This is a genomic window from Nocardioides nitrophenolicus, assembly GCF_016907515.1.
Taxonomy (GTDB): domain Bacteria; phylum Actinomycetota; class Actinomycetes; order Propionibacteriales; family Nocardioidaceae; genus Nocardioides; species Nocardioides nitrophenolicus.
In genome coordinates this window covers 1,196,820-1,221,453 of the sequence record NZ_JAFBBY010000001.1, presented here as the reverse complement: position 1 = coordinate 1,221,453, position 24,634 = coordinate 1,196,820, and the positions used below count along the sequence as shown (strand labels likewise).

Below are 24,634 nucleotides of genomic sequence, written 5' to 3'. Positions count from 1 at the left end.
AACCCTGCGCAAAACGACGATTTCTCTCCTTACCCTCCTCCTGGAGGGAGCGTGAACAACGTGGGTGAAGTGCGTCCTGTGCTGGGCGGAAGTGTTCGGAGCTGGGGCATCGGGGTCCTGGCTGGACTGATGGTGCTGCTGGGCCTGGCGGTGGTGATGCCGCCGGCGGTCGCGGCGCCGGACTCGCTGCAGATCGACAAGACGGTCGACCAGGCCGAGCCGAAGCCGGGGCAGACGTTCACGTACCTGATCCAGGTGCGCTGCTCGGAGGACGACTGCCTCGACACGCAGGTGGTCGACGAGCTCCCGGCCGAGCTGGCCGGCTTCCCCATCCAGAACGTCTCGTTCAGCCCGAACGCCGCCACGGTGCCGCGCACCGTGACCTGGCAGCCGGGTGGCTCGGCCACCCCGCCCGCGACCGTCGGGACCGGCACCTCGCTGACGGTCGACCTCGACCAGGTGACCGACGAGCCTGCCGGCACCGGCCTCCAGGCCGGGACGACCTACACGATCTCGATCTCGCTCAAGGTGCCTGACGACTACCCGCCGGGCCGGAGTGCCGACATCGTCAACACCGCGCGGGTCTCGGCGAGCAACGCCACCACGAAGCAGAGCTCGGCGACGATCAACGTCGACGCGCCGATCACGATGGGCGCCGACGTCACCAAGACCTGGCAGCCTGCCTCCCAGGCCTTCGAGCCGGGTGCGGCCTCGACGATCGGCGTGGGCGTGCGCAACACCGGCAACGTCACGGTGGACCGGCTGACGATCCAGGAGCCGAAGGCCGCGCCCGACGGCGCCGCGACGCTCGACGCCTCGAACCCGTTCACGATCACCGACTTCACCGGCTTCGGCGACGTCGCGCTGCCGGCCGGCTGCGACACGGTCCGCGTGGACGCCTACGTCCGCACGGCCGGCACCTGGGGCTGGGTGCAGGGGAGTGACGCACCGGCGGGCGACCCGCTGGCCCTGCCCGCCGGCGTGAGCGACGCTGAGGTGGGTGGCATCCGGATCACCTGCGTGGGCGAGATCGCCCCCGGCACCCAGATCCGGGCCGACCTCGGCCTCGAGCAGCGGGCCACGCACCGCAACGACGGTGCCGACCTGTCCACCGCCGACCACCACGTCGACAACGTCGCCACGGGCAGCGCCGCGCTGAGCGGCCGCCCGACGGCGACCGACGACGCCGCGGCGTCCTACGTCGTGCGACCGGCGATCCCGAGCGTGGAGGCCAACAAGGACATCTCGCCGGGCAGCATCACCGCCGGCCAGGACGCCTCGGCCACGATCAGCGGCACCAACGGCGAGGTGCCGGTGACCTCGCTGGGCCTGCGCGACCGCGGCTTCTTCACCGAGGAGGTCACCTTCGGTGGCTTCACCGCTCCGCTGGACTGGCCGGCCGCGGCCACCCAGGCGACGGTGACGTACCACCTGCTCGCGGGTGGCACCGAGACCGTGGTCGTCACCAGCGGGCAGACGCCCGCGGACCCGTCCGGGCCGATCTCCGGCTTCGACATCGACTGGACCGGGCCGATCCGGGCCAACGAGTCCGGCGGCGCCAGCTTCGACATCGGCACCACCGAGGACGCCACGGGCGGTGTGCCCGAGGTGACGCTCACCAACCGCGTCGACGCCGACGTCCGCGCGAGCAACGGGCTCACCGACACCGACCAGGACAGCGACACGCTGCGGATCGTCGACCCGGCGATCAGCACCAGCCTGACCAAGACGGTGCGCCCCTCGGCCGCCGTCGAGCCGGGCGACTCGGTGATCTCCTCGCTGCAGGCCAACGCCGTGGCCCACGGGGACGGCGCACTGGTTCACGACATCGTGGTCGAGGACGCCGTCGGCAGCGGCAGCGCCGAGTTCTGGGACGCCTTCGACCTGGTCTCGATCGCGCCCACCCAGGTGCCGGCCACGACCGTGCTGACCGTCGAGGTGCAGGACACCACCGGCGCCTGGCACACCCTGGTGACGCACGGCCCCCAGGCCGGCGCCTCGGTGCTGCGCCTGGACGCCGCGGCCACCGCGGCGGCGCTCGGGACCCTCGGCCTCGACTCCGACGACGTGCAGGGCATCCGGTTCTCCTTCCACAGCGACGCCGGCTTCCCGAGCAACACCACGGTCACCCCGAACATCGAGTTCGCGGCGCGCGGCGACCTGCGCGGCGGCGGCGCGATCACGCCCGGGCCGGACCGGCCCACGGCGTACGTCAACTCCGCGACGGTCGGTGCCGACGGCGAGTCCGCCGGTGGCGCCCCGCTCAGCGACGAGGACGGCGACACCGGCACCGGCACCGTCGTCACCGACGACGGCGGCCCGGGCGACGGGGTCGAGATCCGCAAGACCTGGGTGGAGGCGGCCGTCGACGCGCAGTCGAGCGAGCGCGCGACCACCCACCTCGACTGGAGCGTCGGCACCGGCCACACGCCGGTGATCATCACCGACGGCGTCGCCCCGGCCACCACGCCGGTCGCCGACACCGTCTACGACGCCTTCGACCTGGTCCGGATCGAGCCGGTCGCCGCCTCGACGACGCCGTACACCAGCGGCTGGTACCTGCGCTACGACACCGTCACCCGGGTCGAGCTGTACGACGGCACCGGCTGGACCGTCGTACCGGCGCCGGGCGGCTCGTGGCAGGACGGCAGCCGCGGGTTCAAGGGCTACGTGCTGACCGACGCGCAGCGGGCGTCCACGCTCGGCGTGCGGATCACGCTCGCGGAGACCGCGGCCGACACCACCGCCCGCCAGGCGGCGCAGCAGCCGGGCGCGGCGTTCGACCCGTACGCCCCGGACCCGGCGACGGGCGTCGGCGCGGGCAGCACCGACCGGCGCTTCTCGCTGGTCTGGCAGGTGCGCGACCAGGCCCGCTCCGACGGCGCCTTCGTCGTCGAGGACCGCGACTACAACACCGCCGACCAGGGCCTGGTGGAGAACGACGTCCAGATCGCCGGCACCCCGAGCACGGGTCCGGCCGTCACCGACACCGACGCCGACACCATCCAGATCCTCGACCCCGACCCGGGCGTCGCGGTGGCCAAGACGGTCACGCCGACCGCCGAGATCCACGTGCCGCCGGTCGGGACCGCCCCCGGCGCCTACCCGACGGCCACCTGGACCCTGACCGGTCACAACGCCTCGACCGCGCGGGCGTCGTACGTCCGGCTCACCGACCCGGCGGCCTGCACCGACACCACGCTGCCGGCCTGCCAGAGCGACGCCGACGCGGCCGGCGCCCGGGCCAACCCGTTCGACCTCGACGCCGACCACCTCGGCGACCCGTCGCGGCCCAACCCGTTCCAGCGCTTCGACCTGACCGGCGCCACCATCGCGGCCAGCCGTCCGGGCCAGGTCGACCTGGCCGCCAGCGTCGTCTGGCTGCTGCGGTACGACGCCGCCACCGGCGACTACACGGCGGAGCAGACCACCGCCGCCGCTGTGAACGCGGGGATCACGAGCCCCGGCACGGTCGTCGGCATCAGCGTCACCTTCCAGCCGACCGACCCGGCCACGACCGGCGGCACGATCACCCAGGACGACAACCTGACCGTGACCCTGCAGACCCGGCTCCGGCCGACGCTGCGGAGCACGGGCGCGGACCAGGTGCTGCGCGCCGGTGACACGCTCGACGTGGTCAACCGGGTGTTCGCGCAGTCCTACGACCCGGTCACCAGCCCTGGCGTCGCCACCGGTGACGTCGCCGACGCGAAGGCGGTGCTGACCGGCGGGATCGTGAACATCACGCCCACCAAGTCGGTGAGCCCGACACTGATCAACGAGCCCTCGCCCGACGTACCGGTCACGGTCACGCTGGCGGCCGACCAGGGCAGCAACCCGCGCAGCACGCTCTCGCCGCAGCGGGTGGTGATCGAGGACCAGGCGAAGTCGCCGGCGTTCTGGAACGCCTTCCGGTTCACCGGTCTCGGCACGATCGGCATGCCGGCCGGCGCGGACCGGGTCCAGGTCGACGTGTACGACGGCGCCCAGTGGGTCCTCGGCACCCCGGCTGCCACCGCCGCGCTGCCCGCCGGCGTCGCGAACGCCGACGTCCAGGGGATCAGGTTCACCTTCAGCCGAGACGACGCCAAGCTGTTCTCGGCCACGGTTCCGGCGCCGAACTGGTCGGCCGCCGGTCGGTTCACCGTGCAGCTGCGCGAGACCTACCGCGACTCGGGTGACCCGGTGGAGTTCACGGGCACGGTGCCGAACACCCAGACCTCGTGGACCACCCGGCCCGACGGGAACGACTCCGCGCACAAGGACGCGAGCGCGCAGGTCCAGCTCTCGCACGGCACCCGCGAGCTCGCCGTCCGCAAGCTCACCAACGACGGCAACCGGCTCGCGTCGGTCGGCGACAGCGTGCCGTTCGACCTCACGTTGAAGAACGTCGGTACCGGGTTCCTGACCCTGACCGAGCTGCGCGACGTCCTGCCGCCGGAGCTGCTCTACACCGGCTCGCCGGCTCCCGTGTTCACGGCCGACCCGACGGGCACCCTGTCCGACGACGTCACGGTGACCACCGAGTCCGGCGGCTCCGTGCTCCGGTTCACCTGGCCCGAGGACGGCGCGCGGATGCGGCCCGGCGAGGTGTTCACGATCCGGCTCCAGCTCGAGCTGCAGCCGGGCCTGGGCACCGGGCAGACCGCGACCAACACGATGACCGCGCGCACCGAGGAGACCCTCACTGCTTGCCGGAACACCGTCAGCGGCGGCCCGCTCACCGGTGACTGGGGCCAGGACCCCCGCACCTGCGGCACGTCCGACTACGTCGGCACGGTCACCGGGCCCAACCTGTACACGGTCAAGGGCGTGCGCGGCTCGCTCGCCGGCGCCACCCAGCCGGGGAGCCCGAACGCGGTGTGCGCGCCGAGCCTGGCCGCGACCGGCGGGTCCTACTACCGCTCGCCGTGCGTCGCCAACAGCGAGGTCGACGGCACCGACGACTGGGTGCTGCACAGCGTCAACGCGGGCACGGTGAACATCGACGAGATGACCGTCTTCGACCAGCTCCCGGTCCGTGGCGACCGGCAGCTGGTGTCGGGTGGGCCGCGCGGCTCGGCGTACCGGCCCCAGCTGGTGGCCGACTCGCTGCAGGTCTCGGCTCCCGCGGGCACCACCCGGACCGTCGAGGTCACCACCAGCGCCGGCGTCTGCGTCGGCACCTGGACCGGCCTGGCCACCCAGCCGGTCTGCCAGCAGAACGGCGAGAGCTGGTCGCTCGCCGACGCGAGCACCGACTGGTCGAAGGTGACCGGCATCCGCGTCCACCTCGACTTCCGTACGACGGCCGCGGGCTCGCTGCGCGCCGGCCAGGCGGTCGACGTGACCTTCTCGACGCGCAACGTGCTCGCCTCCGACACCGACCCGAGCGGCGTGGAGCGGGACGTGCCGGCCGCGGACCTGGTCGCGTGGAACCAGCACGGCATCAAGTTCAAGTACAGCGGCATCACCGCCTTCCGCCAGATCGCGCCGAACCGGGTCGGCGTGCACCTGCGGACCGGCTCGGTCGAGATCCGCAAGGACATCACCGGCCCCGCGGCGGACTACGCCCCGGACCGGGTGAAGGTCGACGTCACGTGCGAGGCCGGCGGCGTCGCCCTCGACCTCGGGGCGGGCGCGGAGCTCACCCTGACCCGGGCCGGCGACTGGCGGGCGGTCGTCGACGGGGTGCCGATCAGTGCCGACGGCAGCTCCTGCACCTTCACCGAGCAGGGTCCGGTCGGGGAGTTCGGCGAGACGTCGCGCTCGGGCACCCCGGTGACCATCCCGGTCACCGATGTCGCCGGCGTCGCCACGATCACCAACGACTACCGGTTCACCGGGCTGTCGGTGACCAAGCGGGTCCAGACCCAGGCGACCGGTACCACCTTCGGGCCGTTCACCTTCACCCTGGCCTGCACCTCGATCACCGGCAAGGACGTCACCTTCGACGGCTCCGGCACGACCGAGCTGGAGTTCACGCTGCGCGCCGGCGAGACCTTCACCGCACCGGCGGACACCATCCCGGTGGGCGCCGACTGCCTGGTCACCGAGACCGACAGGTACTTCGCCGACCAGATCGTCGTCACCGGGGCCGACGTGGTCGACCACGGCGACGGCTCCGCGACGGTCACGCCCGGCACCGAGCCGGCCGAGGTGGAGATCACCAACGCCTACGACGCGGGCACGGTGACCCTGGAGAAGAAGGTCGACGGCGACGGCGCCGCGCGCTGGGGCACGGCCAGCTTCGCGTTCCAGGTGCGCTGCACCTACCGCGGCCAGACGCCGTTCGACGAGAAGGTGCAGCTCGCCGCCGGTGGCACCCGCACCATCGGTCCGTTCGCGATCGGCACCTCGTGCGTGGTGAGCGAGACCGGCTCGGGTGGCGCGACGTCGACGGCGCTGGCGCCGGCCGACGGCACCGTGGTGGTGCCGGCGCCGGACCAGCCCGGTGGGCTCAGCCACGCGACGGTGACGGCGACCAACACCTTCCGGCTCACCTCGCTCGAGGTGATCAAGAAGGTCGTCGGCGACACCACCAGCGCGGGCGCGAACGGCCCGTTCCGGGTCGCCCTGGCCTGCACCTGGCTCGTCGACGGACAGCGGGTCGCCCTCGACGTCCCCGGCGGCGCGGAGCGGGTGCTCGCGCGGGGCAACGACTACCGGGCGTCGTACCAGGAGCTGCCGTCCAGCGCGGCCTGCACGCTCACCGAGACCAAGGACGGCGGCGCCTCGCTGACCACGATGACCGCGGACGTGGCGGGTCAGACCACCCGGTCGAAGAAGGCCACGATCACCGTCGACCTGACCCCGACCACGGGTCCGGGACAGGCGTCGGTGCGGGTGGTCAACGACTTCGACGCGGTGTCCGGCAACGAGGTGACCAACGGGACGGGCGGGCTGCCGAACGCGGGCGCGCCGTACCGCCCCTGGCACCTGGCTCTCGGTCTGCTGCTGCTCCTCGCCGGCCTCGGGGCGGTGCTGCGCGGCAGGCGTCTAGTCTGATCGGTATGACGCGGGACCCGATCACACCAGCGGCTCTCGCGGCTCGCCCGATGCTCTTCGCATCGGGCGAGCAGGCCTACGTCGCCGACTCGGTGCGGCACACCTCCGAGGTGCCAGACGGCGCCGACCCGGACTGGGCCGACGCCGTCGTCGCCGGGCTGCGACCGGGGGAGCGGGCCCTGGTCGCGCTCTCCTTCGCGGCGGGCGCGCCGGGGCTGGCCCACGTCGTGACCGGCTCCGAGCACGCCCTGCAGCGGCCCGACGCCGACACCAGCGTCGAGCGGACCTACCAGGTCACCGAGTTCCCGACGCCCGACGAGTACGCCGCGATGGTGGCCGCCGCGCTCGAGAAGATCGCGAGCGGCGACCTCCACAAGGTCGTCCTCGGCCGGTGCCTCGACGTCGTCAGCGACCCGCCGCTCGTGCCGGCCGAGATCATCGACCGGCTGCTGACCACGCGACCGGGGCGCTACGTGTTCAGCGTGCCGCTCGACGCCTCGACCGACGGCGAGGGTCCGATCCTGGTCGGCGCCAGCCCCGAGCTCCTGGTGCGCCGCGAGGGCGCGGTGATCTCCTGCACCCCGCTCGCCGGCTCGGTGCCCCGCTCCGACGACCCCGCCGAGGACGCGCGGCGGGCCGCGTCACTGCAGCAGTCGGCCAAGGACCTCGCCGAGCACGCCTTCGTGGTCGAGGCGATCGTCCACGCGCTCAAGGACGTGTGCGTCGAGATCGAGTACCCCGCCACCCCCGAGCTGCTCTCCACCGACACCGTGTGGCATCTCGCCACCCCGATCCACGCCCGCCTCGCCGACCCCCTCGACGGCCCGAGCGCGCTGCGACTGGCCCAGCTGCTGCACCCCACCCCCGCGGTCGGGGGAGTGCCCACCGCTGCGGCCAACGCCGTGATCGCCGACCTCGAGGGCGACCTGCGCGACTGGTTCGCCGGGTGCGTCGGCTGGGTCGACCGCCACGGCGACGGCGAGTTCGCGGTGACCATCCGGGCGGCCGTGATGGACGGCCCGCGGCTGCGCCTGTTCGCCGGCGCCGGGATCGTCGCCGGCTCCGACCCGGCCGCGGAGGTTCGTGAGACCGGCGCCAAGCTGGCCACCATGGCCCGGGTGACCGGGCTGCCCTGAGCGGACGTCATCCACAGGCGACGGGAAGGACGTTGCGGTTGCCCGGCGCCGGGGTGATGCTCTTCGCATGACGGGTGAACCCTCCACCAGCCGCAGCGCGGGCGACATGCCACGCGAGGCCACCTCGCCCACCGTCGCGGTCACCATGGATCCATCCCTCTACCGCGACGTCCTGTCGGCTGCCCAGAGCGACGGAGTCAGCGTCCCCGCCTGGCTGACCGAGGCTGCCCGGCGCACCGTCGCCATCCGGCGGGGCCTGGAAGCCGTCGCCGAGTGGGAGTCGCTGGCCGGCCCCCTGACCGAAGCGGAGATGGACGCGGCGCGCGAGCGGCGCCGCGAGCGGCTCGCCCGGCTGCGGGATGCCTGATGCCCCTCGTCTACGACGCCGGGGCGCTGATCGCCGCCGACAACGACGATCGGCAGTTCTGGGCCGGCCACCGGGCCGAGCTCGAAGCGGGGTCGAGGCCGATCACGACGGCGCCGGTGGTCGCGCAGGTCAGCAGGTCGTCGCGACAGGCGCGCCTGCGTATGCTACTCGCCGCCTGTGAGGTGGTCGCTCTGGACGAGGCCGGCGCCCATGCGGTCGGAGCGCTGCTGGCGGCTGCGGGCACCTCCGACGTCGTCGACGCTCACGTGGCGCTCTGCGGAGCCGGCCGGGAGGTCGTGACCTCCGACGCTGGTGACCTGGAGGTCCTGGCGACGTACGTCGAGCCTCGGCCCCTCGTCCGGGCGGTGTGACCGACGGCGGAGCCCGGCCTGATTGGACCCGCCTCCCGCCCGCGTGCGAGGATTCCGGGCACCAGGGGGGAGTACTCCTTCGCTGCGGGCTCGTCATCACGAGCGGTCGAAGTCGCCCGCTCCGGTCCCGTAGGCTGCCAGACGGCGCACCACTCGTCGGCAGCGGAAGAGACCTCGGGCGATCTGTCGACGCTTCCGCCCCCTGAAGGGACACCTCTATGGACGTGACCACCCTGGAATGGACGATCACCATCGCGGTGACCGTCGGAGTCCTCCTCTTCGATGTCTTCGTCATCGCGCGCGACCCGCACGAGCCGTCGATGAAGGAGTGCGCCATCGCGCTCGCCGTCTACGTCGGCGCGGCCGTGGCCTTCGGGGTCTTCATCCTCGTCCACCACGGGCACGACTTCGGCATCCAGTTCTACACCGGCTGGCTGACCGAGTACTCGCTGTCGATCGACAACCTGTTCGTCTTCATCATCTTGATGTCGGCGCTCAAGGTGCCCCGCAAGTACCAGCAGGAGGCGCTGCTCGTCGGCATCGTGCTCGCGCTGGTGTTCCGCGGCATCTTCATCGCGCTCGGCTACGCGCTCATCGAGAACTTCAGCTGGATCTTCTACGCCTTCGGCGCCTTCCTGGTCTACACCGCGGTCAAGCTGGTGAAGTCCTACGGCGCCCACGAGGACGAGCACCCCGAGGACAACGCGATCGTCGCCTTCACCCGGCGCCGGATGCGGGTCGGTGACAGCTGGCACGGCCTCAAGCTCTGGTACCACGAGAACGGCGTCCGCTTCGTCTCGCCGATGCTCATCGTGATCATCGCGCTGGGCGTCACCGACATCCTGTTCGCGCTCGACTCGATCCCCGCGATCTTCGGCATCACCCAGGAGCCCTACCTGGTCTTCACCGCGAACGTGTTCGCCCTGATGGGCCTGCGCCAGCTCTACTTCCTGCTCGGCGGTCTGCTCCAGAAGCTGGTCTACCTCTCGCTCGGCCTGGCGTTCATCCTCGCCTTCATCGGCGTCAAGCTGGTGCTGCACGCCCTGCACGAGAACGAGCTGCCGTTCATCAACGGCGGCGAGCACGTCGCCGTGTGGGACATCCCGTCGCTGTTCAGCCTCGGCGTGATCATCGTGACCCTGGTCGTCACGGCGGTCGCGAGCCTGTGGAAGTCCTCGCGCGAGGGCAGTGACGACCACGTCCCGGACCACGCCGTCTCCCCGCGCGACCCCGCCGACGTCGACGACACCTCCGGCCCCGACTGGCGGTGACCGCCCGCCCGGCCTGCTTGTTCACCTAGGGTGTCGGTCGTGGATCGACTCCAGGTGCAGTGGGCCGGGCAGACGCGGACCTTCGACGGCCCGAGGGTCGTGGTCGGGCGCGAGCTGGACTGCGACATCCCGGTCACCGACGCCAAGGCGTCGCGCCACCACGCCTTCCTGCAGATCGAGGACGGCGCCTGGGTGGCGGTCGACGCGAGCAGCAACGGCACCTTCGTCTCCGGGCAGCGGATCACCCGGCTGCCGCTGACCGGCGCGCCGGTCAGCCTGCACCTCGGAGGACCGGCCGGCGAGGCGGTCGTGGTCAGCGTGCTGGCGTCGGCCGTGCCCCCGCCGCCCCCGCCGGCGCCGTCGGCGCCGCCGCCGGCCGCTCGACCCGTGGCGCCGGCCGCACCGGCCCCGTCACCAGCCGGTCCGGCCGCGCCGGCCGCGCCCGCCTCGGGCGCCGCTCCGGTCGGCGAGTTCTGGAAGAACCTGCCGCCGCCCCAGGTCCCCGCGAGCGGTGGGCCGGTCGACGCGTGGCGACCGGCCGGCGTACTGCCTCCGGGACAGCTGCCGCACGGCCACTCGGTGGTGCTCCCGCAGCAGCTCCAGGCCGGCCGGGCGCTGAGCATCGGCCGCGAGCACACCAACGACATCGTGCTGGCCGACCCGCTGGTGAGCCGGCGGCACGCCCGCCTCGACCCGGCGACGCCGACCTCGCCGGCCGTGCTCCACGACCTCGGCTCGTTCAACGGCACCTTCGTCGACGGCCACCGGGTCCAGGGCGCGGTGCAGCTGCCGGTCGGCTCCGAGGTGATCTTCGGCAACCAGACCTTCCGCTGGGACGGCCACCAGCTGATCGCGTCCGCGACGGCCCACGAGTTCACGCTGTACGCCGACGGGCTCACCCAGGTGGTCGCCGGCGGCAAGCGGCTGATCGAGAACGTGTCGTTCAAGCTCGAGCCGCGGAGCCTGACGGCCGTCATCGGTCCGTCGGGATCCGGCAAGTCGACGCTGCTCGGCGCGCTCACCGGCCTCAAGCCGGCCAGCCATGGCCGGGTGATCTGGCAGGGCCACGACCTCTACCAGCACTACGACCAGCTGCGCTTCCAGATCGGCCTGGTGCCGCAGCAGGACATCCTGCACCCGCAGCTCAAGGTCCGCCAGGGCCTGCGCTTCGCCGCCGAGCTCCGGCTGCCGCCCGACACCACGGCCCAGGAGTGGGAGAACCGGGTGCAGACCGTGGCGCAGCAGATGCAGCTCACCGAGCGCCTCGACAACCGGATCGGCACCCAGCTCTCCGGCGGCCAGCGCAAGCGGGTCTCGATCGCGACCGAGCTGCTCACCGCGCCGCCGCTGCTGTTCCTCGACGAGCCGACCTCCGGGCTCGACCCGGGCCTCGACCTCGAGGTGATGCGCCAGCTGCGCAGCCTCGCCGACGACGGCCGCGTGGTCATGGTCGTCACCCACTCGGTGCTCGCGCTCGACGTCTGCGACAACGTGCTGGTGCTCGCCCCCGGGGGTCGGATCGCGTACTTCGGACCGCCCGACGGCGTGCTCGCCCACTTCGGGAAGACCAACTACCCCGAGGTCTTCGACCTGCTCGACGACGCCGACCTGTGGCAGCGGATCCCCGCGCCCCAGCACGCCGTCGACACCTCGGCGCTGCCGCAGCAGTCCTACGGCGCAGCCGTCCCGGCCCCGCCCCGGCAGTCGGTCTCCCGCCAGCTGACCACGCTCATCAAGCGCAACCTGGCCGTCGTGCTCGCCGACCGCCTGCTGCTCGGCATGCTCGTCCTGCTCCCGCTCATCCTCGGTGGCCTGAGCCGCGTCGTACCCGGCCACGACGGCATCTCGATCCTCGCCGCCGACGGCAAGATCGGCGAGGCCCAGCAGCGGCTTACCGTGCTCATCGTCGCCGCCTGCCTGATGGGCACCGCCCTCGCCATCCGCGAGCTGGTGGGGGAGCGGCCGATCTTCCAACGCGAGTACGCCGTCGGCCTCTCACCCGGCATCTACTTCACCAGCAAGGTGCTGGTCCTCGGCAGCGCCGCCTTCCTCCAGGGCCTGGTCGTCACCTTCCTCGCCACCGTCGGCCTCCCCGGCGCCGACGGCACCGCCGGCACCTTCCGGGTGGCCCTCGCGATCGCCTTGCTCTCCACGGTCATGGTCGTGATCGGCCTCGCCCTCTCCGCGCTGGTCACGAGCACCGAGCAGACCATGCCCGCCCTGGTCGGCCTGGTCATGCTCCAGCTGGTCCTCTCCGGCGCCCTCTTCGAGATCGCCGGCCGGGTGCTGCTCGAGCAGATCGCCTGGCTCTCGCCCTCCCGCTGGGGGTACGCCGCCTCGGCGTCCGCCATCCAGCTCGTCGACAGGTTCGAGGGCACCGACCGGGCGGACTGGATCGCGCAGAGCGGGGGCGGCCACTACCTGATGGACCTGTTCCTGCTCTGTCTGCTCGGGGCGGGTGCGTTCGGGGCGGGGCTGTTGTTGGTGCGCAGGAGCGCGACCTCCGACGATTGAGTCGTTGGGCGCTCGCTCGGCCCCGACGGGAACCCCGCTCGGGACGGGTGGGCCTCTTGGAGGACTCACGGTGTTGGTTGGGCGCTCGCTGCGCGTGCGCTGCGTGAGCGGCGCTGTAACACGTTGTTCGCCGCTCTACCCGACCCGTGCCGGCTCTAGCAGACCCGTACAGCTCCCGCATCGCGACGTCTTGGGTCCGCAACAACAGCGAACCACGTGTTACAGCGCCGTCGGAACACCCACCCCCGCGCGACAGAAACCCCGCTCGAGGGAATGTGTGGCGCGGTCGGCGCCTTGACCCTGGTGATGTCTCTCGCGCTCTCCGTCCTCGACCTCGTCCCCGTCCGCAGCGACCAGGCCACCGGCGACGCCCTCGCGGCGACCCTGGACCTGGCTCGCGCGGCCGACCGGCTCGGCTACCGCCGCTTCTGGCTGGCCGAGCACCACAACATGCCGGCGGTCGCGGCGACCAACCCGCCGGTCGTGATCGGGCTGGTGGCGTCGGCGACCGAGCGGATCCGGGTCGGGTCCGGGGGAGTGATGCTGCCCAACCACGCACCGCTGGTCGTCGCGGAGCAGTTCGCGCTTCTGGAGGCGGCCTTCCCGGGGCGGATCGATCTCGGCATCGGGCGGGCGCCCGGCACCGACCCGGTGACCAGCTGGGCGCTGCGCCACGGCGCGGGCGGGGTGAGCGACGAGGCGGTCTCCCACTTCCCGGAGTACGTCGACAACGTGCTCGCGATGATGGAGCCGGCGGGCGTCGGGCTGGCCCTGCGTGGTTCCCAGCACGTCCTCAAGGCCACGCCGGCCGCGCGGTCGGTGCCGCAGATCTGGCTGCTCGGCTCCTCCGACTACTCCGCGCGCCTGGCCGCGGCCAAGGGCATGCCGTACGTCTTCGCCCACCACTTCTCGGGATCCGGTACGGCCGAGGCGCTGGAGCTCTACCGCTCGAGCTTCCAGCCCTCGCCCGAGCTGGCCGAGCCGCGGACCTTCCTCACGGTCAACGCCTCGGTCGCCGACACCGAGGAGGAGGCGCAGCGGCTCGCGCTGCCCCAGCTGCTGCAGATGCTGGCGCTGCGCACCGGTCAGCCGCTGGTCGCCCAGCGCACCGTGGAGGACGCCGAGACCATCGTCGAGGCCGGCCTGCCCGAGGCCCACCAGGGCCTGGTCGACGCCATGCGACAGCGCTGGGTGATCGGCGACGGGCCGGGCGCCCGGGCCGAGCTGGCCACCCTCGCGGCGTCGTACGGCGTCGACGAGGTGATGGTGAACCCGGTGGGCGGCGCCGTCCGCGACACCGACCCGCGCACCTCGCCCGCGCGGGTGCGGACCCTGGAGCTGCTGGCGTCCGACGCGGGGGTTTGAGCCGGGGCTCAGCGGTCACTCTCGTCCCCGACAGCATCGACTCGGGCAGGAGACGCACATGGGGGCACCGGAGACGCCGGCGGAGACCGGCGTCATGTGGATCAAGTGGGAGCTGTTGCAGCGCCTGCTGACCGACATGGACACCGTCGGCGGTCAGATCGAGGACGTCGCGACGTACGCGACCGACGAGGTGTTCAACTCCTCGGCGTTCGAGCATGAGATCCCGTTGACCGGCGTGAGCGTCCTCAAGCCGATCTCCGATGCGCTCAAGGAGTGCGGCGGCGTCATCGACGAGGTGAAGTCCGGCTTCCAGGAGCGCTGGACCAGCCTGACGGCGGCGGTCGCCCTGTCGGCCAAGGACTACGAGACCGCGGACGGTCAGCAGCTGCACGCGTTCTTGCAGGCCTACCTCGACCTGGTGGACTCGAAATGACGTGGAAGACGATCGAGGAGGAGCTCCCGCTCGACGCTCCCGCCGAGCAGAGCCGCGGCAAGGGACACGATGCGAGGTACGTCACGGCCGCCGAGACGTTCGACGACGTCCGCGACACCTGCAACGCCGGGATCGACTGGGTCAACGGCGTCGCCGACAGCGTCGGCCTCGGTCGCCCGATCCCCTCGCTGCCCGACAAGAGCCTCGACGAGTACGTCGTCTATCCGCTGTCCGGCGACTACCTGCGGATCAAGCAGAACGCCGAGGCCTGCCGGATCTTCGGCAAGGCCATGAAGACCTGGGGACACAACTTCGGGATCATCGGACTCAACCAGGTGCTGGCGATCGGCGGCGAGACCGGCGTGGCGATGGGTGCCCAGCTCGGCCTCTACGACCTCGCCGTGCAGGGCATGGGTGGCGTGGTGGCCAAGGGCTCGGCGGTCTTCGACTACGTCGCGCGGATCTCCGAGCGGATCGCGATCCGGGTCGAGAAGGCGCTCGTCGAGCTCGGCCAGCGGCTGCTTCGGCTCTCGTCCAAGCTGGTGCGCTGGGGCCGCGGCTACTGGGGTGCCCTCATGCTCGCCAAGGACCTCGTCGACAAGGGGCTGGGCGCGATCACGGAGGTGATCGACGACGCGAAGTACGTCATCGAGGCGATCAACGCCTGCTTCGAGCTCAAGGACGCCGTCGAGGAGTGGTGCCGGACCCAGGGCGAGCGGATCAAGGCGTTCACGGAGATCCTCGAGTACGTCAAGGCGCTGCCGTCGGTCGACCTCGGCACGCCGCTGGGCGAGGCGCCCGACATCGACCCCGCGAAGGTCAAGGAGAAGATCGACGACATCGTGGCCGACTTCGGCAAGGACGGCGGCACGGCGGAGGCGGACCTCGATGCCGCGTCCGGCGACCTGGTCCAGGACTCGGGCTACACCGAGCCCTACTACGACCCGGACTGCGACCCGACCAACAACGGCCCCGGTCAGGGGCGGCCACCCGGCTGGACCCCTGAGGAGGGCGTGCCGGGCTGGATGATCACCACGACCACCGACGACGACCCCCTGCCGAGCCGATGACGGGGCACTACGACGCCTCCGCGCCGCCGCCCGACGAGTCCGGCCCGAGCCTGCTCGACCTCGCCTCGGCCGACGTCGACCGGCGCCTCGAGGCCGTCCTCGACGTCGTCGACGACCTGGCGGCCGAGGGGGAGGAGCGCCGGCTCGCCGAGGGCATCGACCCGGCGACCGCCGCGCTCTACGAGGCGATCGCCGGCGCGGAGGACGCCCCGCTGGAGCTGCGCTCCCTCCACCGCCGGGTACACGAGGGCCGGTTGACCTGGGCCGATGTCTGGGCTCGCCCCTCGGACCACGACGGCGGCACCCGGCTGCTCTTCGCGGCGATGACCGCCCAGGGCCGCGGCCTGGCTGCCGAGGTGGCCCGCCTGGCCGGGAACGACGGCGACGACGAGCCCGGCCGTGCGCGCTGAGGGCCGGCTGGCCGCCGTCCTCGTCGTCGCGGTCCTCGGTCTCGTGGGCTGCTCGGGAGAGGACGAGCCGGCACCGGGGCCCTCGGCCGCGCCGACCACCACCGCCGCGACCGCCGCCTTCGACTGCGCGCCGGTGAGCGATGCCGACCTGAGCGAGTGGCTCGGCGTACCGCTGACAGTCGCGACGGATCCCACCGACGACGGCGGTACGGCGTGCTCCGCGACCGACCTCGGCGACCAGCTCCTCCTCGTGGAGTGGGCGCCACTGACCGGGGCCGGCGACCTCGACGTCGCCGCCAACCGGGTGTTCGCCGACCGCGACCCCGCGCCGGTGGTGGAGGAGACCGCCCTCCCCGGAGGCGCGCCGGCCCGGATGGTCGTGACGGAGACCCCGGGGACCCAGATCCAGGTCGACCTGGTGTCGCTCAACGGGAGGGACGGGCTGCACGTCGTGGTCTCGGCCGGCGCCACCGGCGACCGGCTCACGCTCGGCCGGGACCGGCTGGTCGACGCCGCCGCCCGGATCGCCGATGCCTACGCCGCCCCGGCCGGCTGAGCGGCGTCGATTGGGAGTTCGTTGGCGCCAGCACATAGACTGGCGTGTCGGTCCAACGTGGGTTCCGTGTGTGGTGCACGGCCCACGAGGTCCACTCAGTGAAGCTGAGAGGTTCCCGGGCCACCGGTAGACACAACATCCCCGAGCAGATTGTGAGACATGGCGAAGAAAGAAGGCGTCATCGAGATGGAGGGCTCCGTCGTGGAGGCCCTCCCGAACGCCATGTTCCGCGTCGAGCTGAGCAACGGCCACAAGGTCCTGGCTCACATCAGCGGCAAGATGCGCCAGCACTACATCCGGATCCTCCCCGAGGACCGCGTGGTGGTGGAGCTCTCGCCGTACGACCTCTCGCGCGGCCGGATCGTCTACCGCTACAAGTGAGCCGCCGGCTCACTTCTCCGCCACTAGCAAGAAAGGGCTGACATGAAGGTCAACCCGAGCGTGAAGCCGATCTGTGACAAGTGCAAGGTGATCCGTCGCCACGGCCGCGTCATGGTGATCTGCGAGAACCCGCGCCACAAGCAGCGCCAGGGCTGAGCCCCGCGCGTACAACTCAATAACTCATCAACGTGATCGCTTAGCCGTCCTACGACGGCGAACCACCTCCGGTGCGGATGGCCGGAGCTGGGCGCAAACCCTGCATGACAAGCCCGGACGCATCACGACCACACCACCGCAACCGTTTGGAAAGGAGCCGTCATGGCTCGCCTCGTCGGAGTCGACCTGCCGCGCGACAAGCGCATCGAGGTCGCTCTCACCTACATCTACGGCATCGGCCGTACCCGCGCCCAGCAGCTGCTGGAGGCCACCGGCGTCAGCCCGGACCTCCGCGTCCACGAGCTGGGTGACGAGGAGCTGGTCAAGCTCCGCGACGAGATCGAGGCGAACTTCAAGATCGAGGGTGACCTCCGTCGCGAGGTTCAGGCCGACATCCGCCGCAAGATCGAGATCGGCAGCTACCAGGGTCGCCGTCACCGCATGGGCCTCCCGGTCCGCGGTCAGCGCACCAAGACCAACGCTCGTACCCGCAAGGGCCCGAAGCGCACGGTTGCCGGCAAGAAGAAGGCCAAGTGATCTGACGCCCTCGGCGTCTCACTGACCTCATCGACCAGCTTTCTCAAGGAGATAACGCATGCCTCCCAAGGCTCGCGCGGGCGCCAAGAAGGTGCGCCGCAAGGAGAAGAAGAACGTCGCTCAGGGCGAGGCCCACATCAAGAGCACGTTCAACAACACGATCGTCACGATCACCGACCCGACCGGTGCGGTGATCTCGTGGGCCTCTGCCGGCACCGTCGGCTTCAAGGGCTCCCGCAAGTCCACCCCGTACGCCGCGCAGATGGCCGCCGAGGCCGCCGGACGTCGGGCGATGGAGCACGGCATGAAGAAGATCGACGTCTTCGTCAAGGGCCCGGGCTCGGGCCGCGAGACGGCGATCCGCTCGCTGGGTGCGATCGGCCTCGAGGTCGGCACCATCCAGGACGTGACCCCCGCCCCGCACAACGGCTGCCGCCCGCCGAAGCGCCGTCGCGTCTGAGCGTCGTACCAGGACTTAGAGGAGAACTTCAATGGCCCGTTACACCGGACCCCTGACCAAGAAGTCGCGCCGTCTCGGCGTCGACCTCGTCGGCGGCGACGCCGCCTTCGAGAAGCGCCCCTACCCCCCGGGCCAGCACGGCCGCGCGCGGGTCAAGGAGAGCGAGTACCGCAACCAGCTGCAGGAGAAGCAGAAGGCCCGCTTCACCTACGGCGTGCTGGAGAAGCAGTTCCACCGCTACTACGAGGAGGCCGCGCGTCGCCAGGGCAAGACCGGCGACAACCTGCTCCAGCTCCTCGAGTGCCGTCTCGACAACGTGGTCTACCGTGCCGGCTTCGCCCGCACCCGCCGCCACGCCCGCCAGCTGGTGACCCACGGTCACTTCCTGGTCAACGGCAAGAAGGTCGACATCCCGTCCTTCCAGGTCACCCAGTACGACATCATCGACGTGCGCGAGAAGTCGCTCGAGATGACCCCGTTCATCGTGGCTCGCGAGACCCACGGCGAGCGGATCGTGCCGGCCTGGCTCGAGGCGGTCCCGAGCCGCATGCGGATCCTGGTCCACCAGGTGCCCGTGCGCGAGCAGATCGACATGCCGATCCAGGAGCAGCTCATCGTGGAGTACTACTCCAAGAAGTGATCGCGAGCCCGTCCCGGTCGACCTCCACCCGTGGGGGAGCCGGGGCGGGCATGCGTCATCCCGCAGTCCCTCTTCTCCATCTCCGCACCACGTCTGGGTCCTCATATAGCGGTCGGCCCGGAAAGGAACGAAACAAGTGCTCATCGCACAGCGCCCCACCCTGTCGGAGGAGACCGTCGACCAGTTCCGGTCGCGCTTCGTCATCGAGCCGCTCGAGCCCGGCTTCGGCTACACGCTCGGCAACTCGCTGCGTCGTACCCTCCTCTCCTCGATCCCCGGTGCCTCGGTCACGAGCATCAAGATCGACGGCGTCCTCCACGAGTTCTCGACCATCGAGGGCGTCAAGGAAGACGTCACCGAGATCATCCTCAACCTCAAGGGCCTCGTCGTCTCCTCCGAGCACGACGAGCCGGTCACCATGTACCTGCGCAAGTCGGGTGCCGGTGACGTCACGGGTGCCGACATCGCGCCGCCGGCCGGCGTCGAGGTCCACAACCCCGACCTGAAGATCGCCACCCTCTCCGACAACGGCAAGCTCGAGCTCGAGCTCGTCGTGGAGCGCGGCCGCGGCTACGTCTCGGCCGTCCAGAACAAGGGCGCCGACAACGAGATCGGCCGGATCCCGGTCGACTCGATCTACAGCCCGGTCCTCAAGGTGACCTACAAGGTCGAGGCCACCCGTGTCGAGCAGCGCACCGACTTCGACAAGCTCGTCATCGACGTCGAGACCAAGCCGTCCATCCTGCCCCGCGACGCCATCGCGTCGGCCGGAAAGACGCTGGTCGAGCTCTTCGGCCTGGCCCGTGAGCTCAACGTCGAGGCCGAGGGCATCGACATCGGCCCGTCGCCCGTCGACGAGCAGCTCGCCGCCGACCTCGCCCTCCCGGTCGAGGACCTGCAGCTGACCGTGCGGTCCTACAACTGCCTCAAGCGCGAGGGCATCCACACCGTGGGTGAGCTCATCAGCCGCTCGGAGCAGGACCTGCTGGACATCCGCAACTTCGGCGCGAAGTCCATCGACGAGGTCAAGGCCAAGCTGCACGAGATGGGCCTGTCCCTCAAGGACAGCGCTCCGGGCTTCGACCCGTCGGCCGCCCTGGCCAACTACTCCGACGACGAGGACGACGACGAGTCGTTCATCGAGTCGGAGGAATTCTGATCTGATGGGCCGAGCGTGTCGCTGCTGATCGGCGGCTCGCTGAGCTCGGCCCCACCACTCGCTCCGGTCGCTGGCGCTCCCTGCGCTCGCGGCCGGACCGAGCCCAGCAACACCGCCGGCAGCGCCACGCTGCCGGCCTGATACCCCGGTACCTGACACGGCCGGGGAGAATCGAGAGAAGCAATGCCGAAGCCCAAGAAGGGCCCCCGCCTCGGCGGTGGCGCCGCGCACCAGCGCCTCATCCTGTCGAACCTGGCCACCGCGCTCTTCGAGCACGGCCGGATCACGACCACCGAGGCCAAGGCGCGCACGCTGCGTCCGTACGCCGAGAAGCTGATCACCAAGGCGAAGAAGGCCCACGCCGGGGAGAACCCGCTGCACCAGCGCCGCGAGGTCCTCAAGGTCATCCGCGACAAGGGTGTCGTGCACACCCTCTTCGCGGACATCGCGCCGACCTTCGCCGACCGTCCGGGTGGCTACACCCGGATCACCAAGATCGGCAACCGGGCGGGCGACAACGCCCCGATGGCGGTCATCGAGCTGGTGACCGAGGCCTTCCAGCCGGCTACGCCGAAGGCCGCCCCGGCCGCCGAAGCTGCTCCGGCTCCGGTCGAGGAGGCTCCCGAGGCGGAGGCTCCTGAGGCGGAGGCCACCGAGGCGGAGGCGACCGAGGTCGAGGAGACCGAGGCCGCCGAGGTCGAGGCCCCCGAGGCCGAGGCAGAGGTCACCGAGGAGGCCGCCGAGGAGGCGCCCGCCGAGGAGTCCGCCGAGGACGAGAAGGCCTGAGCGAACGCTCCGCGACGACGGCCCGTCACCCGCGAGGGTGGCGGGCCGTCGTCGTTCGCGTGGCGGACAGCTGCTCGATCACGAAGCACAGCACGCCGGTCAGCAGCACGGGCGCGGTGAACCAGGCCCAGAAGATCACCCACGCGACGAGGTGCGACGGCGTGCCGTCGCCCGGGACGGTCTCGACGACGAGCCGGCCGAGCGGCTCACGCAGGCTCCACTGGACCGCGACGACGACCGGGAGTGCGAGCAGGCCGGCCGGCCAGGCCCCGCCCTGCCGTCGCGCGACACCCCAGGCGGTGAGGTGGAGCAGCGCGGTGAAGGTGCCGACCGTCGTGGTGAGGACCTCCACGTCGCGGACCTCGTCGAAGGACGCGCGGGACATCACGAAGTGCAGCGCCAGCTGGACCGGGACGGTCGACGCCACGACCAGGGTCGCGACCAGGCGCCGGACGGGTGTCCGGCCGACCAGGGCGACCAGGGCGGCGTACAGGAGGATCAGCACCATGCCGGCGCCGACCGTGACGGCGGCGGGCGGCGGGGTTCCCCGCCGGACGAGCATCCAGCCTGGCAGCACGAAGAGCAGCAGGTCGCCGACGAGCAGCAGCCCGAGCAGAGCCAGGCCGACCCTGGTCGGCACCCCATCGGGCCGAGTGACCGGGTCCGCGGTCGGCACCGGGGCCGGCGGTGGAGGAGGGGCGAAGGCCATGCTCGGATCCTGCCGGTGTCGGCTGTCGGGTAAACGCCTGCGCTCCGGCGAGGACTCGGTGGTCGGCGCGCCGGTCCGTAGACTGGAGCCATGATGATCGACCTGGGAACGCCGCGTCTGCTCGAGGACAGCGAGCGTGAGGTGCTGCTCGCGGCCCCCCGCGGCTACTGCGCCGGGGTCGACCGCGCGGTCGTGACGGTCGAGCAGGCGCTGGACCTCTACGGTTCGCCGGTCTACGTCCGCAAGCAGATCGTCCACAACAAGCACGTCGTCGCCAATCTCGAGGAGCGGGGCGCGATCTTCGTCGAGGAGCTCGAGGAGGTGCCGGCCGGTGCGCGGGTGGTGTTCTCGGCCCACGGCGTCTCGCCGGCCGTCGTCGACGAGGCCGCCGAGCGGCAGCTGAAGACCATCGACGCCACCTGCCCGCTGGTGACCAAGGTGCACCGCGAGGCGGTCCGCTTCGCCGCCGACGGCTACACGATCCTGCTCATCGGGCACGCCGGCCACGAGGAGGTCGAGGGCACCGCGGGCGAGGCGCCGGAGCAGACCGTCCTGGTCGAGCACCCCGACGACGTCGCGCGGCTGGAGTTCCCGCCCGACGCCAAGCTGGCGTGGCTCTCGCAGACCACGCTGAGCGTCGACGAGACCATGGAGACCGTACGCCGGCTCCGGGCCAAGTTCCCGCAGCTCGAGGACCCGCCGAGCGACGACATCTGCTACGCCACCCAGAACCGCCAGGTCGCGGTCAAGGAGATCGGTGCGTCCGCCGACCTGGTGATCGTGGTCGGCTCGGCCAACTCCTCCAACTCGGTGCGCCTGGTCGAGGTCGCGCTGGAGGCGGGGGCCAAGGCGTCGTACCGGATCGACGACGTCTCCGAGCTCGACGAGTCCTGGCTCGACGGCGCCGCGACGGTCAGCGTCACCTCGGGAGCCTCGGTTCCCGACCACCTGGTCACCGAGGTGCTGGCCTATCTCGCCGAGCGCGGCTACCCCGACGCCCGAGCCGTGCAGACGGCCGAGGAGACCCTCGCGTTCTCGCTGCCCAAGGAGCTGCACCGCGACCTCAAGGCTGCCGGGCGCAGCACCAAGACGGCAGTCCGGCTCTGAGCATGGCCCGCTATCTCGACGTCCACCCCGACAACCCGCAGCCGCGCACGCTGCAGCAGATCGTCGCGGCGCTGCAGGACGACGCGCTGATCGCCTACCCGACCGACTCGGGCTATGCGCTCGGCTGCCGGATCGGCAACCGCGAGGGCCGCGACCGGATCCTCAAGATCCGCGGCCTCGACGAGAAGCACCACTTCACCTTGATGTGTCGCGACTTCTCCCAGCTCGGCCAGCTGGTCCACGTCGACAACTCGGCGTTCCGCGCGATCCGCTCGGCGACGCCGGGACCGTACACCTTCATCCTGACCGCGATGCCCGAGGTGCCGAAGCGGCTGCTGCACCCGAAGAAGCGCACCGTCGGTGTCCGGATCCCCGACAGCACCTTCGTGCAGGCGCTGCTCGAGGAGCTCGGCGAGCCGCTGCTCAGCTCCACCCTGATCCTGCCGGGCGAGACCGAGCCGCGGACCATGGGCTGGGAGATCAAGGAGGACCTCGACCACGAGGTCGACATCGTGGTCGAGGCCGGCGAGGTCACGCCGGAGCCGACCACGGTCGTGGACTGGTCCGAGGGCCAGCCCGAGGTGATCCGGCGCGGCGCGGGCGATCCCGACCGCTTCTGAGCCGCGAGTGGGGCCCTCGGTGAGGGCCGTTAGCGCGGGTGCCTCTCGACGAACGAGCGGCGCAGCGCGAGCAGGCCCAGGCACGCGGCGTAGCCGAGCGCCAGGGCGATGCCGTGGCGCGAGAGGCCGGCCAGCACGGCCTGGACCACGCCGTCGTCGGCACGGGCGATGGCGGCCCGGTCGCTCACGGCGAGCAGCAGCACGACGAACGCCATCGCCAGCGGCGGGAGCACGCCGACCAGGAAGAAGTCACGGGGCCGCACGGCCAGCGCGGCCCCGACGCAGAGCGTCACGAACGCCAGGTCGAAGAACAGCCCCAGGCCCTCGGAGAACGCCAGGTCGAGCACGGTGGCGGTGAGCAGCAGGGCGAGGGCCAGGGAGACCACCTCGCGGCCCGGGCGGCGGCCCTCCTCCCACAGGGTGGGGGAGCGTTGGTGCGCTGCGCTGCTCACTCCTCCACGCTAGGACATGGGTCCGACGGAATCGGGGATTGAGCGCGCTCCGGCGACCTGCGGGATCTCTCAGAGCCGCCGGCCGCTCACCGTGTCGAAGACGTGCGCCGCGCCCTCCGGGAGCGCCACGTGGAGCACGTCGTCGGGTGCGACATGCCCGCGCGAGGGGAGCCGGACGGCGACCGTGGCGGTGGCGTCGCCGAGATCGGCGGTGCCGTGGGCGAATCCGTCGGAGCCGAGCTCCTCGACCAGGGTGACCCGGACCGGTATGCCCGCGCCCGGCTCGACCAGCCGCCACGCCTCCGGGCGGACGCCGACGGTCACCTCGGGAGTGAGCGCGGCGCGGGTGCCCGGATCGAGCGGGACGGCGTACCCGCCGAGCAGGAGGCCGCCGTCGCCGCCCACCTTCGCGGCCATCAGGTTCATCTGGGGGGAGCCGATGAAGCCGGCGACGAATAGGTTGGCCGGGCGGTCGTAGAGCGCCAGGGGAGCGTCGACCTGCTGGATCTCGCCCTGGTTCATCACCGCGACCCGGTCGCCCATGGTCATCGCCTCGACCTGGTCGTGGGTGACGTAGACGGTGGTGACGCCGAGCTCGCGCTGCAGCCGGGCGATGTCGCTGCGGGTCTGCACCCGCATCTTGGCGTCCAGGTTGGACAGCGGCTCGTCCATGCAGAACACCTGGGGGGAGCGGACGATCGCGCGGCCCATCGCCACCCGCTGCCGCTGGCCGCCGGAGAGCTGCCTGGGCTTGCGCTCGAGCAGCTCGGTCAGGCCGAGCAGGGCCGCCGCGTCGGCGACCCGGCGCTCCCGCTCCGCGGGCTCGACCTTCGCGATCTTGAGCGCGAAGCCGAGATTCTCGCGCACCGTCTTGTGGGGGTAGAGCGCATAGCTCTGGAAGACCATCGCGATGTCGCGGTCCTTGGGGGCCAGGCGGGTGACATCGCGCTCACCGATCAGGATCCGGCCCGCGTCGACCTCCTCGAGACCGGCGAGCATCCGCAGGGTGGTGGTCTTGCCGCAGCCGGAGGGACCCACGAGGACGAGGAACTCGCCGTCCTCGACCACCAGGTCGATGCCGGGTACGGCGGGGGCGTCCGCGCCGGCGTACCACCGCTGCGCGCCCTCGAAGGTGATGCTGGCCATC

The 24,634-nt window shown here is 71.6% G+C and carries 23 protein-coding genes; 20 read left to right on the top strand and 3 right to left on the bottom strand.

Annotated features, from left to right (window positions below; genetic code table 11):
• The first annotated feature begins 129 nt into the window (after window positions 1-129).
• The 18 genes from JOD66_RS05940 (at window position 130) to rplQ (ending at window position 20,599) form a co-directional block, all read left to right on the top strand.
• On the top strand, window positions 130-6,987 hold the full coding sequence (locus JOD66_RS05940; protein WP_204835997.1) for a DUF5979 domain-containing protein: 6,858 nt from the start codon (window positions 130-132) through the stop codon (window positions 6,985-6,987).
• 50 nt (window positions 6,988-7,037) lie between these two features.
• On the top strand, window positions 7,038-8,123 hold the full coding sequence (locus JOD66_RS05935; RefSeq protein ID WP_204835996.1) for an isochorismate synthase: 1,086 nt from the start codon (window positions 7,038-7,040) through the stop codon (window positions 8,121-8,123).
• A 67-nt stretch (window positions 8,124-8,190) separates the two neighbouring features.
• Window positions 8,191-8,490, top strand: coding sequence for a hypothetical protein (locus JOD66_RS05930; RefSeq protein ID WP_239545099.1), 300 nt, complete (start codon window positions 8,191-8,193; stop codon window positions 8,488-8,490).
• Complete coding sequence (locus JOD66_RS05925) at window positions 8,490-8,861, top strand: hypothetical protein (RefSeq protein ID WP_204835995.1); 372 nt, start codon at window positions 8,490-8,492, stop codon at window positions 8,859-8,861. The genes JOD66_RS05930 and JOD66_RS05925 overlap by 1 nt, the downstream gene beginning before the upstream one ends.
• A 218-nt stretch (window positions 8,862-9,079) precedes the next feature.
• The gene (locus JOD66_RS05920) at window positions 9,080-10,132 is read left to right on the top strand and encodes a TerC family protein (protein WP_204835994.1); all 1,053 of its coding nucleotides are present in this window, start codon (window positions 9,080-9,082) and stop codon (window positions 10,130-10,132) included.
• A gap of 39 nt (window positions 10,133-10,171) precedes the next feature.
• Window positions 10,172-12,646 carry an FHA domain-containing protein gene (locus tag JOD66_RS29385; RefSeq protein WP_204835993.1) on the top strand — a complete coding sequence of 825 codons (2,475 nt, stop codon included), beginning with the start codon at window positions 10,172-10,174 and terminating at the stop codon, window positions 12,644-12,646.
• A gap of 306 nt (window positions 12,647-12,952) precedes the next feature.
• Window positions 12,953-14,011 (top strand): LLM class flavin-dependent oxidoreductase, encoded by a 1,059-nt coding sequence (locus JOD66_RS05910; RefSeq protein ID WP_204835992.1) that lies wholly within the window; start codon window positions 12,953-12,955, stop codon window positions 14,009-14,011.
• 58 nt (window positions 14,012-14,069) lie between these two features.
• Entirely contained in the window at window positions 14,070-14,444 is a 375-nt protein-coding gene (locus JOD66_RS05905; protein ID WP_204835991.1) for a hypothetical protein, read from the top strand.
• Window positions 14,441-15,514: a hypothetical protein gene (locus JOD66_RS05900; RefSeq protein ID WP_204835990.1), complete on the top strand. Its 1,074-nt coding sequence runs from the start codon at window positions 14,441-14,443 to the stop codon at window positions 15,512-15,514. The genes JOD66_RS05905 and JOD66_RS05900 overlap by 4 nt, the downstream gene beginning before the upstream one ends.
• Window positions 15,511-15,924 (top strand): hypothetical protein, encoded by a 414-nt coding sequence (locus JOD66_RS05895; protein WP_204835989.1) that lies wholly within the window; start codon window positions 15,511-15,513, stop codon window positions 15,922-15,924. The genes JOD66_RS05900 and JOD66_RS05895 overlap by 4 nt, the downstream gene beginning before the upstream one ends.
• On the top strand, window positions 15,914-16,480 hold the full coding sequence (locus JOD66_RS05890) for a hypothetical protein (RefSeq protein ID WP_204835988.1): 567 nt from the start codon (window positions 15,914-15,916) through the stop codon (window positions 16,478-16,480). Before JOD66_RS05895 ends, JOD66_RS05890 begins: the two co-directional genes overlap by 11 nt.
• A 159-nt stretch (window positions 16,481-16,639) precedes the next feature.
• Entirely contained in the window at window positions 16,640-16,861 is a 222-nt protein-coding gene (gene infA, locus JOD66_RS05885) for a translation initiation factor IF-1 (RefSeq protein WP_028656368.1), read from the top strand.
• Between the two features lie 42 nt (window positions 16,862-16,903).
• Complete coding sequence (rpmJ, locus tag JOD66_RS05880) at window positions 16,904-17,017, top strand: 50S ribosomal protein L36 (protein ID WP_004008316.1); 114 nt, start codon at window positions 16,904-16,906, stop codon at window positions 17,015-17,017.
• A 162-nt stretch (window positions 17,018-17,179) separates the two neighbouring features.
• Window positions 17,180-17,554 (top strand): 30S ribosomal protein S13, encoded by a 375-nt coding sequence (rpsM, locus tag JOD66_RS05875; protein WP_036547929.1) that lies wholly within the window; start codon window positions 17,180-17,182, stop codon window positions 17,552-17,554.
• A gap of 58 nt (window positions 17,555-17,612) precedes the next feature.
• Complete coding sequence (gene rpsK, locus JOD66_RS05870; protein WP_038681087.1) at window positions 17,613-18,014, top strand: 30S ribosomal protein S11; 402 nt, start codon at window positions 17,613-17,615, stop codon at window positions 18,012-18,014.
• A 31-nt stretch (window positions 18,015-18,045) separates the two neighbouring features.
• Window positions 18,046-18,654, top strand: a complete 609-nt coding sequence (rpsD, locus tag JOD66_RS05865) for a 30S ribosomal protein S4 (protein ID WP_204835987.1) — start codon at window positions 18,046-18,048, stop codon at window positions 18,652-18,654.
• A gap of 136 nt (window positions 18,655-18,790) precedes the next feature.
• The gene (locus JOD66_RS05860; protein WP_141797602.1) at window positions 18,791-19,813 is read left to right on the top strand and encodes a DNA-directed RNA polymerase subunit alpha; all 1,023 of its coding nucleotides are present in this window, start codon (window positions 18,791-18,793) and stop codon (window positions 19,811-19,813) included.
• Between the two features lie 183 nt (window positions 19,814-19,996).
• Window positions 19,997-20,599, top strand: coding sequence for a 50S ribosomal protein L17 (gene rplQ / locus JOD66_RS05855; protein WP_204835986.1), 603 nt, complete (start codon window positions 19,997-19,999; stop codon window positions 20,597-20,599).
• A gap of 25 nt (window positions 20,600-20,624) precedes the next feature.
• Here rplQ and JOD66_RS05850 read toward each other — a convergent pair whose 3' ends face one another.
• Window positions 20,625-21,308 carry a hypothetical protein gene (locus JOD66_RS05850; RefSeq protein ID WP_204835985.1) on the bottom strand — a complete coding sequence of 228 codons (684 nt, stop codon included), beginning with the start codon at window positions 21,306-21,308 and terminating at the stop codon, window positions 20,625-20,627.
• A 90-nt stretch (window positions 21,309-21,398) separates the two neighbouring features.
• Here JOD66_RS05850 and JOD66_RS05845 point away from each other — a divergent pair, with 90 nt between their 5' ends.
• Entirely contained in the window at window positions 21,399-22,415 is a 1,017-nt protein-coding gene (locus tag JOD66_RS05845; protein ID WP_204835984.1) for a 4-hydroxy-3-methylbut-2-enyl diphosphate reductase, read from the top strand.
• 2 nt (window positions 22,416-22,417) lie between these two features.
• A complete protein-coding gene (locus JOD66_RS05840; RefSeq protein ID WP_204835983.1) occupies window positions 22,418-23,035 on the top strand; it encodes an L-threonylcarbamoyladenylate synthase in 618 nt (205 codons plus the stop codon).
• Between the two features lie 29 nt (window positions 23,036-23,064).
• On the opposite strand, the gene JOD66_RS05835 is transcribed toward JOD66_RS05840, so the two are convergent.
• On the bottom strand, window positions 23,065-23,487 hold the full coding sequence (locus tag JOD66_RS05835; protein WP_204835982.1) for a DUF6542 domain-containing protein: 423 nt from the start codon (window positions 23,485-23,487) through the stop codon (window positions 23,065-23,067).
• A gap of 69 nt (window positions 23,488-23,556) precedes the next feature.
• Window positions 23,557-24,633, bottom strand: coding sequence for an ABC transporter ATP-binding protein (locus JOD66_RS05830; RefSeq protein WP_204835981.1), 1,077 nt, complete (start codon window positions 24,631-24,633; stop codon window positions 23,557-23,559).
• Between the last annotated feature and the right edge of the window lies 1 nt (window position 24,634).

Coding starts and splice junctions, on each gene's coding strand:
- JOD66_RS05935 (WP_204835996.1), top strand. CDS start 7,038: ATGCTCTTCGCATCGGGCGAGCAGGCCTACGTCGCCGACTCGGTGCGG.
- JOD66_RS05850 (WP_204835985.1), bottom strand. CDS start 21,308: ATGGCCTTCGCCCCTCCTCCACCGCCGGCCCCGGTGCCGACCGCGGAC.
- rpsK (WP_038681087.1), top strand. CDS start 17,613: ATGCCTCCCAAGGCTCGCGCGGGCGCCAAGAAGGTGCGCCGCAAGGAG.
- JOD66_RS05920 (WP_204835994.1), top strand. CDS start 9,080: ATGGACGTGACCACCCTGGAATGGACGATCACCATCGCGGTGACCGTC.
- JOD66_RS05840 (WP_204835983.1), top strand. CDS start 22,418: ATGGCCCGCTATCTCGACGTCCACCCCGACAACCCGCAGCCGCGCACG.
- infA (WP_028656368.1), top strand. CDS start 16,640: ATGGCGAAGAAAGAAGGCGTCATCGAGATGGAGGGCTCCGTCGTGGAG.
- JOD66_RS05900 (WP_204835990.1), top strand. CDS start 14,441: ATGACGTGGAAGACGATCGAGGAGGAGCTCCCGCTCGACGCTCCCGCC.
- JOD66_RS05830 (WP_204835981.1), bottom strand. CDS start 24,633: ATGGCCAGCATCACCTTCGAGGGCGCGCAGCGGTGGTACGCCGGCGCG.
- JOD66_RS05930 (WP_239545099.1), top strand. CDS start 8,191: ATGACGGGTGAACCCTCCACCAGCCGCAGCGCGGGCGACATGCCACGC.
- JOD66_RS05940 (WP_204835997.1), top strand. CDS start 130: ATGGTGCTGCTGGGCCTGGCGGTGGTGATGCCGCCGGCGGTCGCGGCG.
- rpsM (WP_036547929.1), top strand. CDS start 17,180: ATGGCTCGCCTCGTCGGAGTCGACCTGCCGCGCGACAAGCGCATCGAG.
- JOD66_RS05845 (WP_204835984.1), top strand. CDS start 21,399: ATGATGATCGACCTGGGAACGCCGCGTCTGCTCGAGGACAGCGAGCGT.
- rpmJ (WP_004008316.1), top strand. CDS start 16,904: ATGAAGGTCAACCCGAGCGTGAAGCCGATCTGTGACAAGTGCAAGGTG.
- rpsD (WP_204835987.1), top strand. CDS start 18,046: ATGGCCCGTTACACCGGACCCCTGACCAAGAAGTCGCGCCGTCTCGGC.
- JOD66_RS05925 (WP_204835995.1), top strand. CDS start 8,490: ATGCCCCTCGTCTACGACGCCGGGGCGCTGATCGCCGCCGACAACGAC.
- JOD66_RS05905 (WP_204835991.1), top strand. CDS start 14,070: ATGGGGGCACCGGAGACGCCGGCGGAGACCGGCGTCATGTGGATCAAG.
- JOD66_RS05895 (WP_204835989.1), top strand. CDS start 15,511: ATGACGGGGCACTACGACGCCTCCGCGCCGCCGCCCGACGAGTCCGGC.
- rplQ (WP_204835986.1), top strand. CDS start 19,997: ATGCCGAAGCCCAAGAAGGGCCCCCGCCTCGGCGGTGGCGCCGCGCAC.
- JOD66_RS05910 (WP_204835992.1), top strand. CDS start 12,953: ATGTCTCTCGCGCTCTCCGTCCTCGACCTCGTCCCCGTCCGCAGCGAC.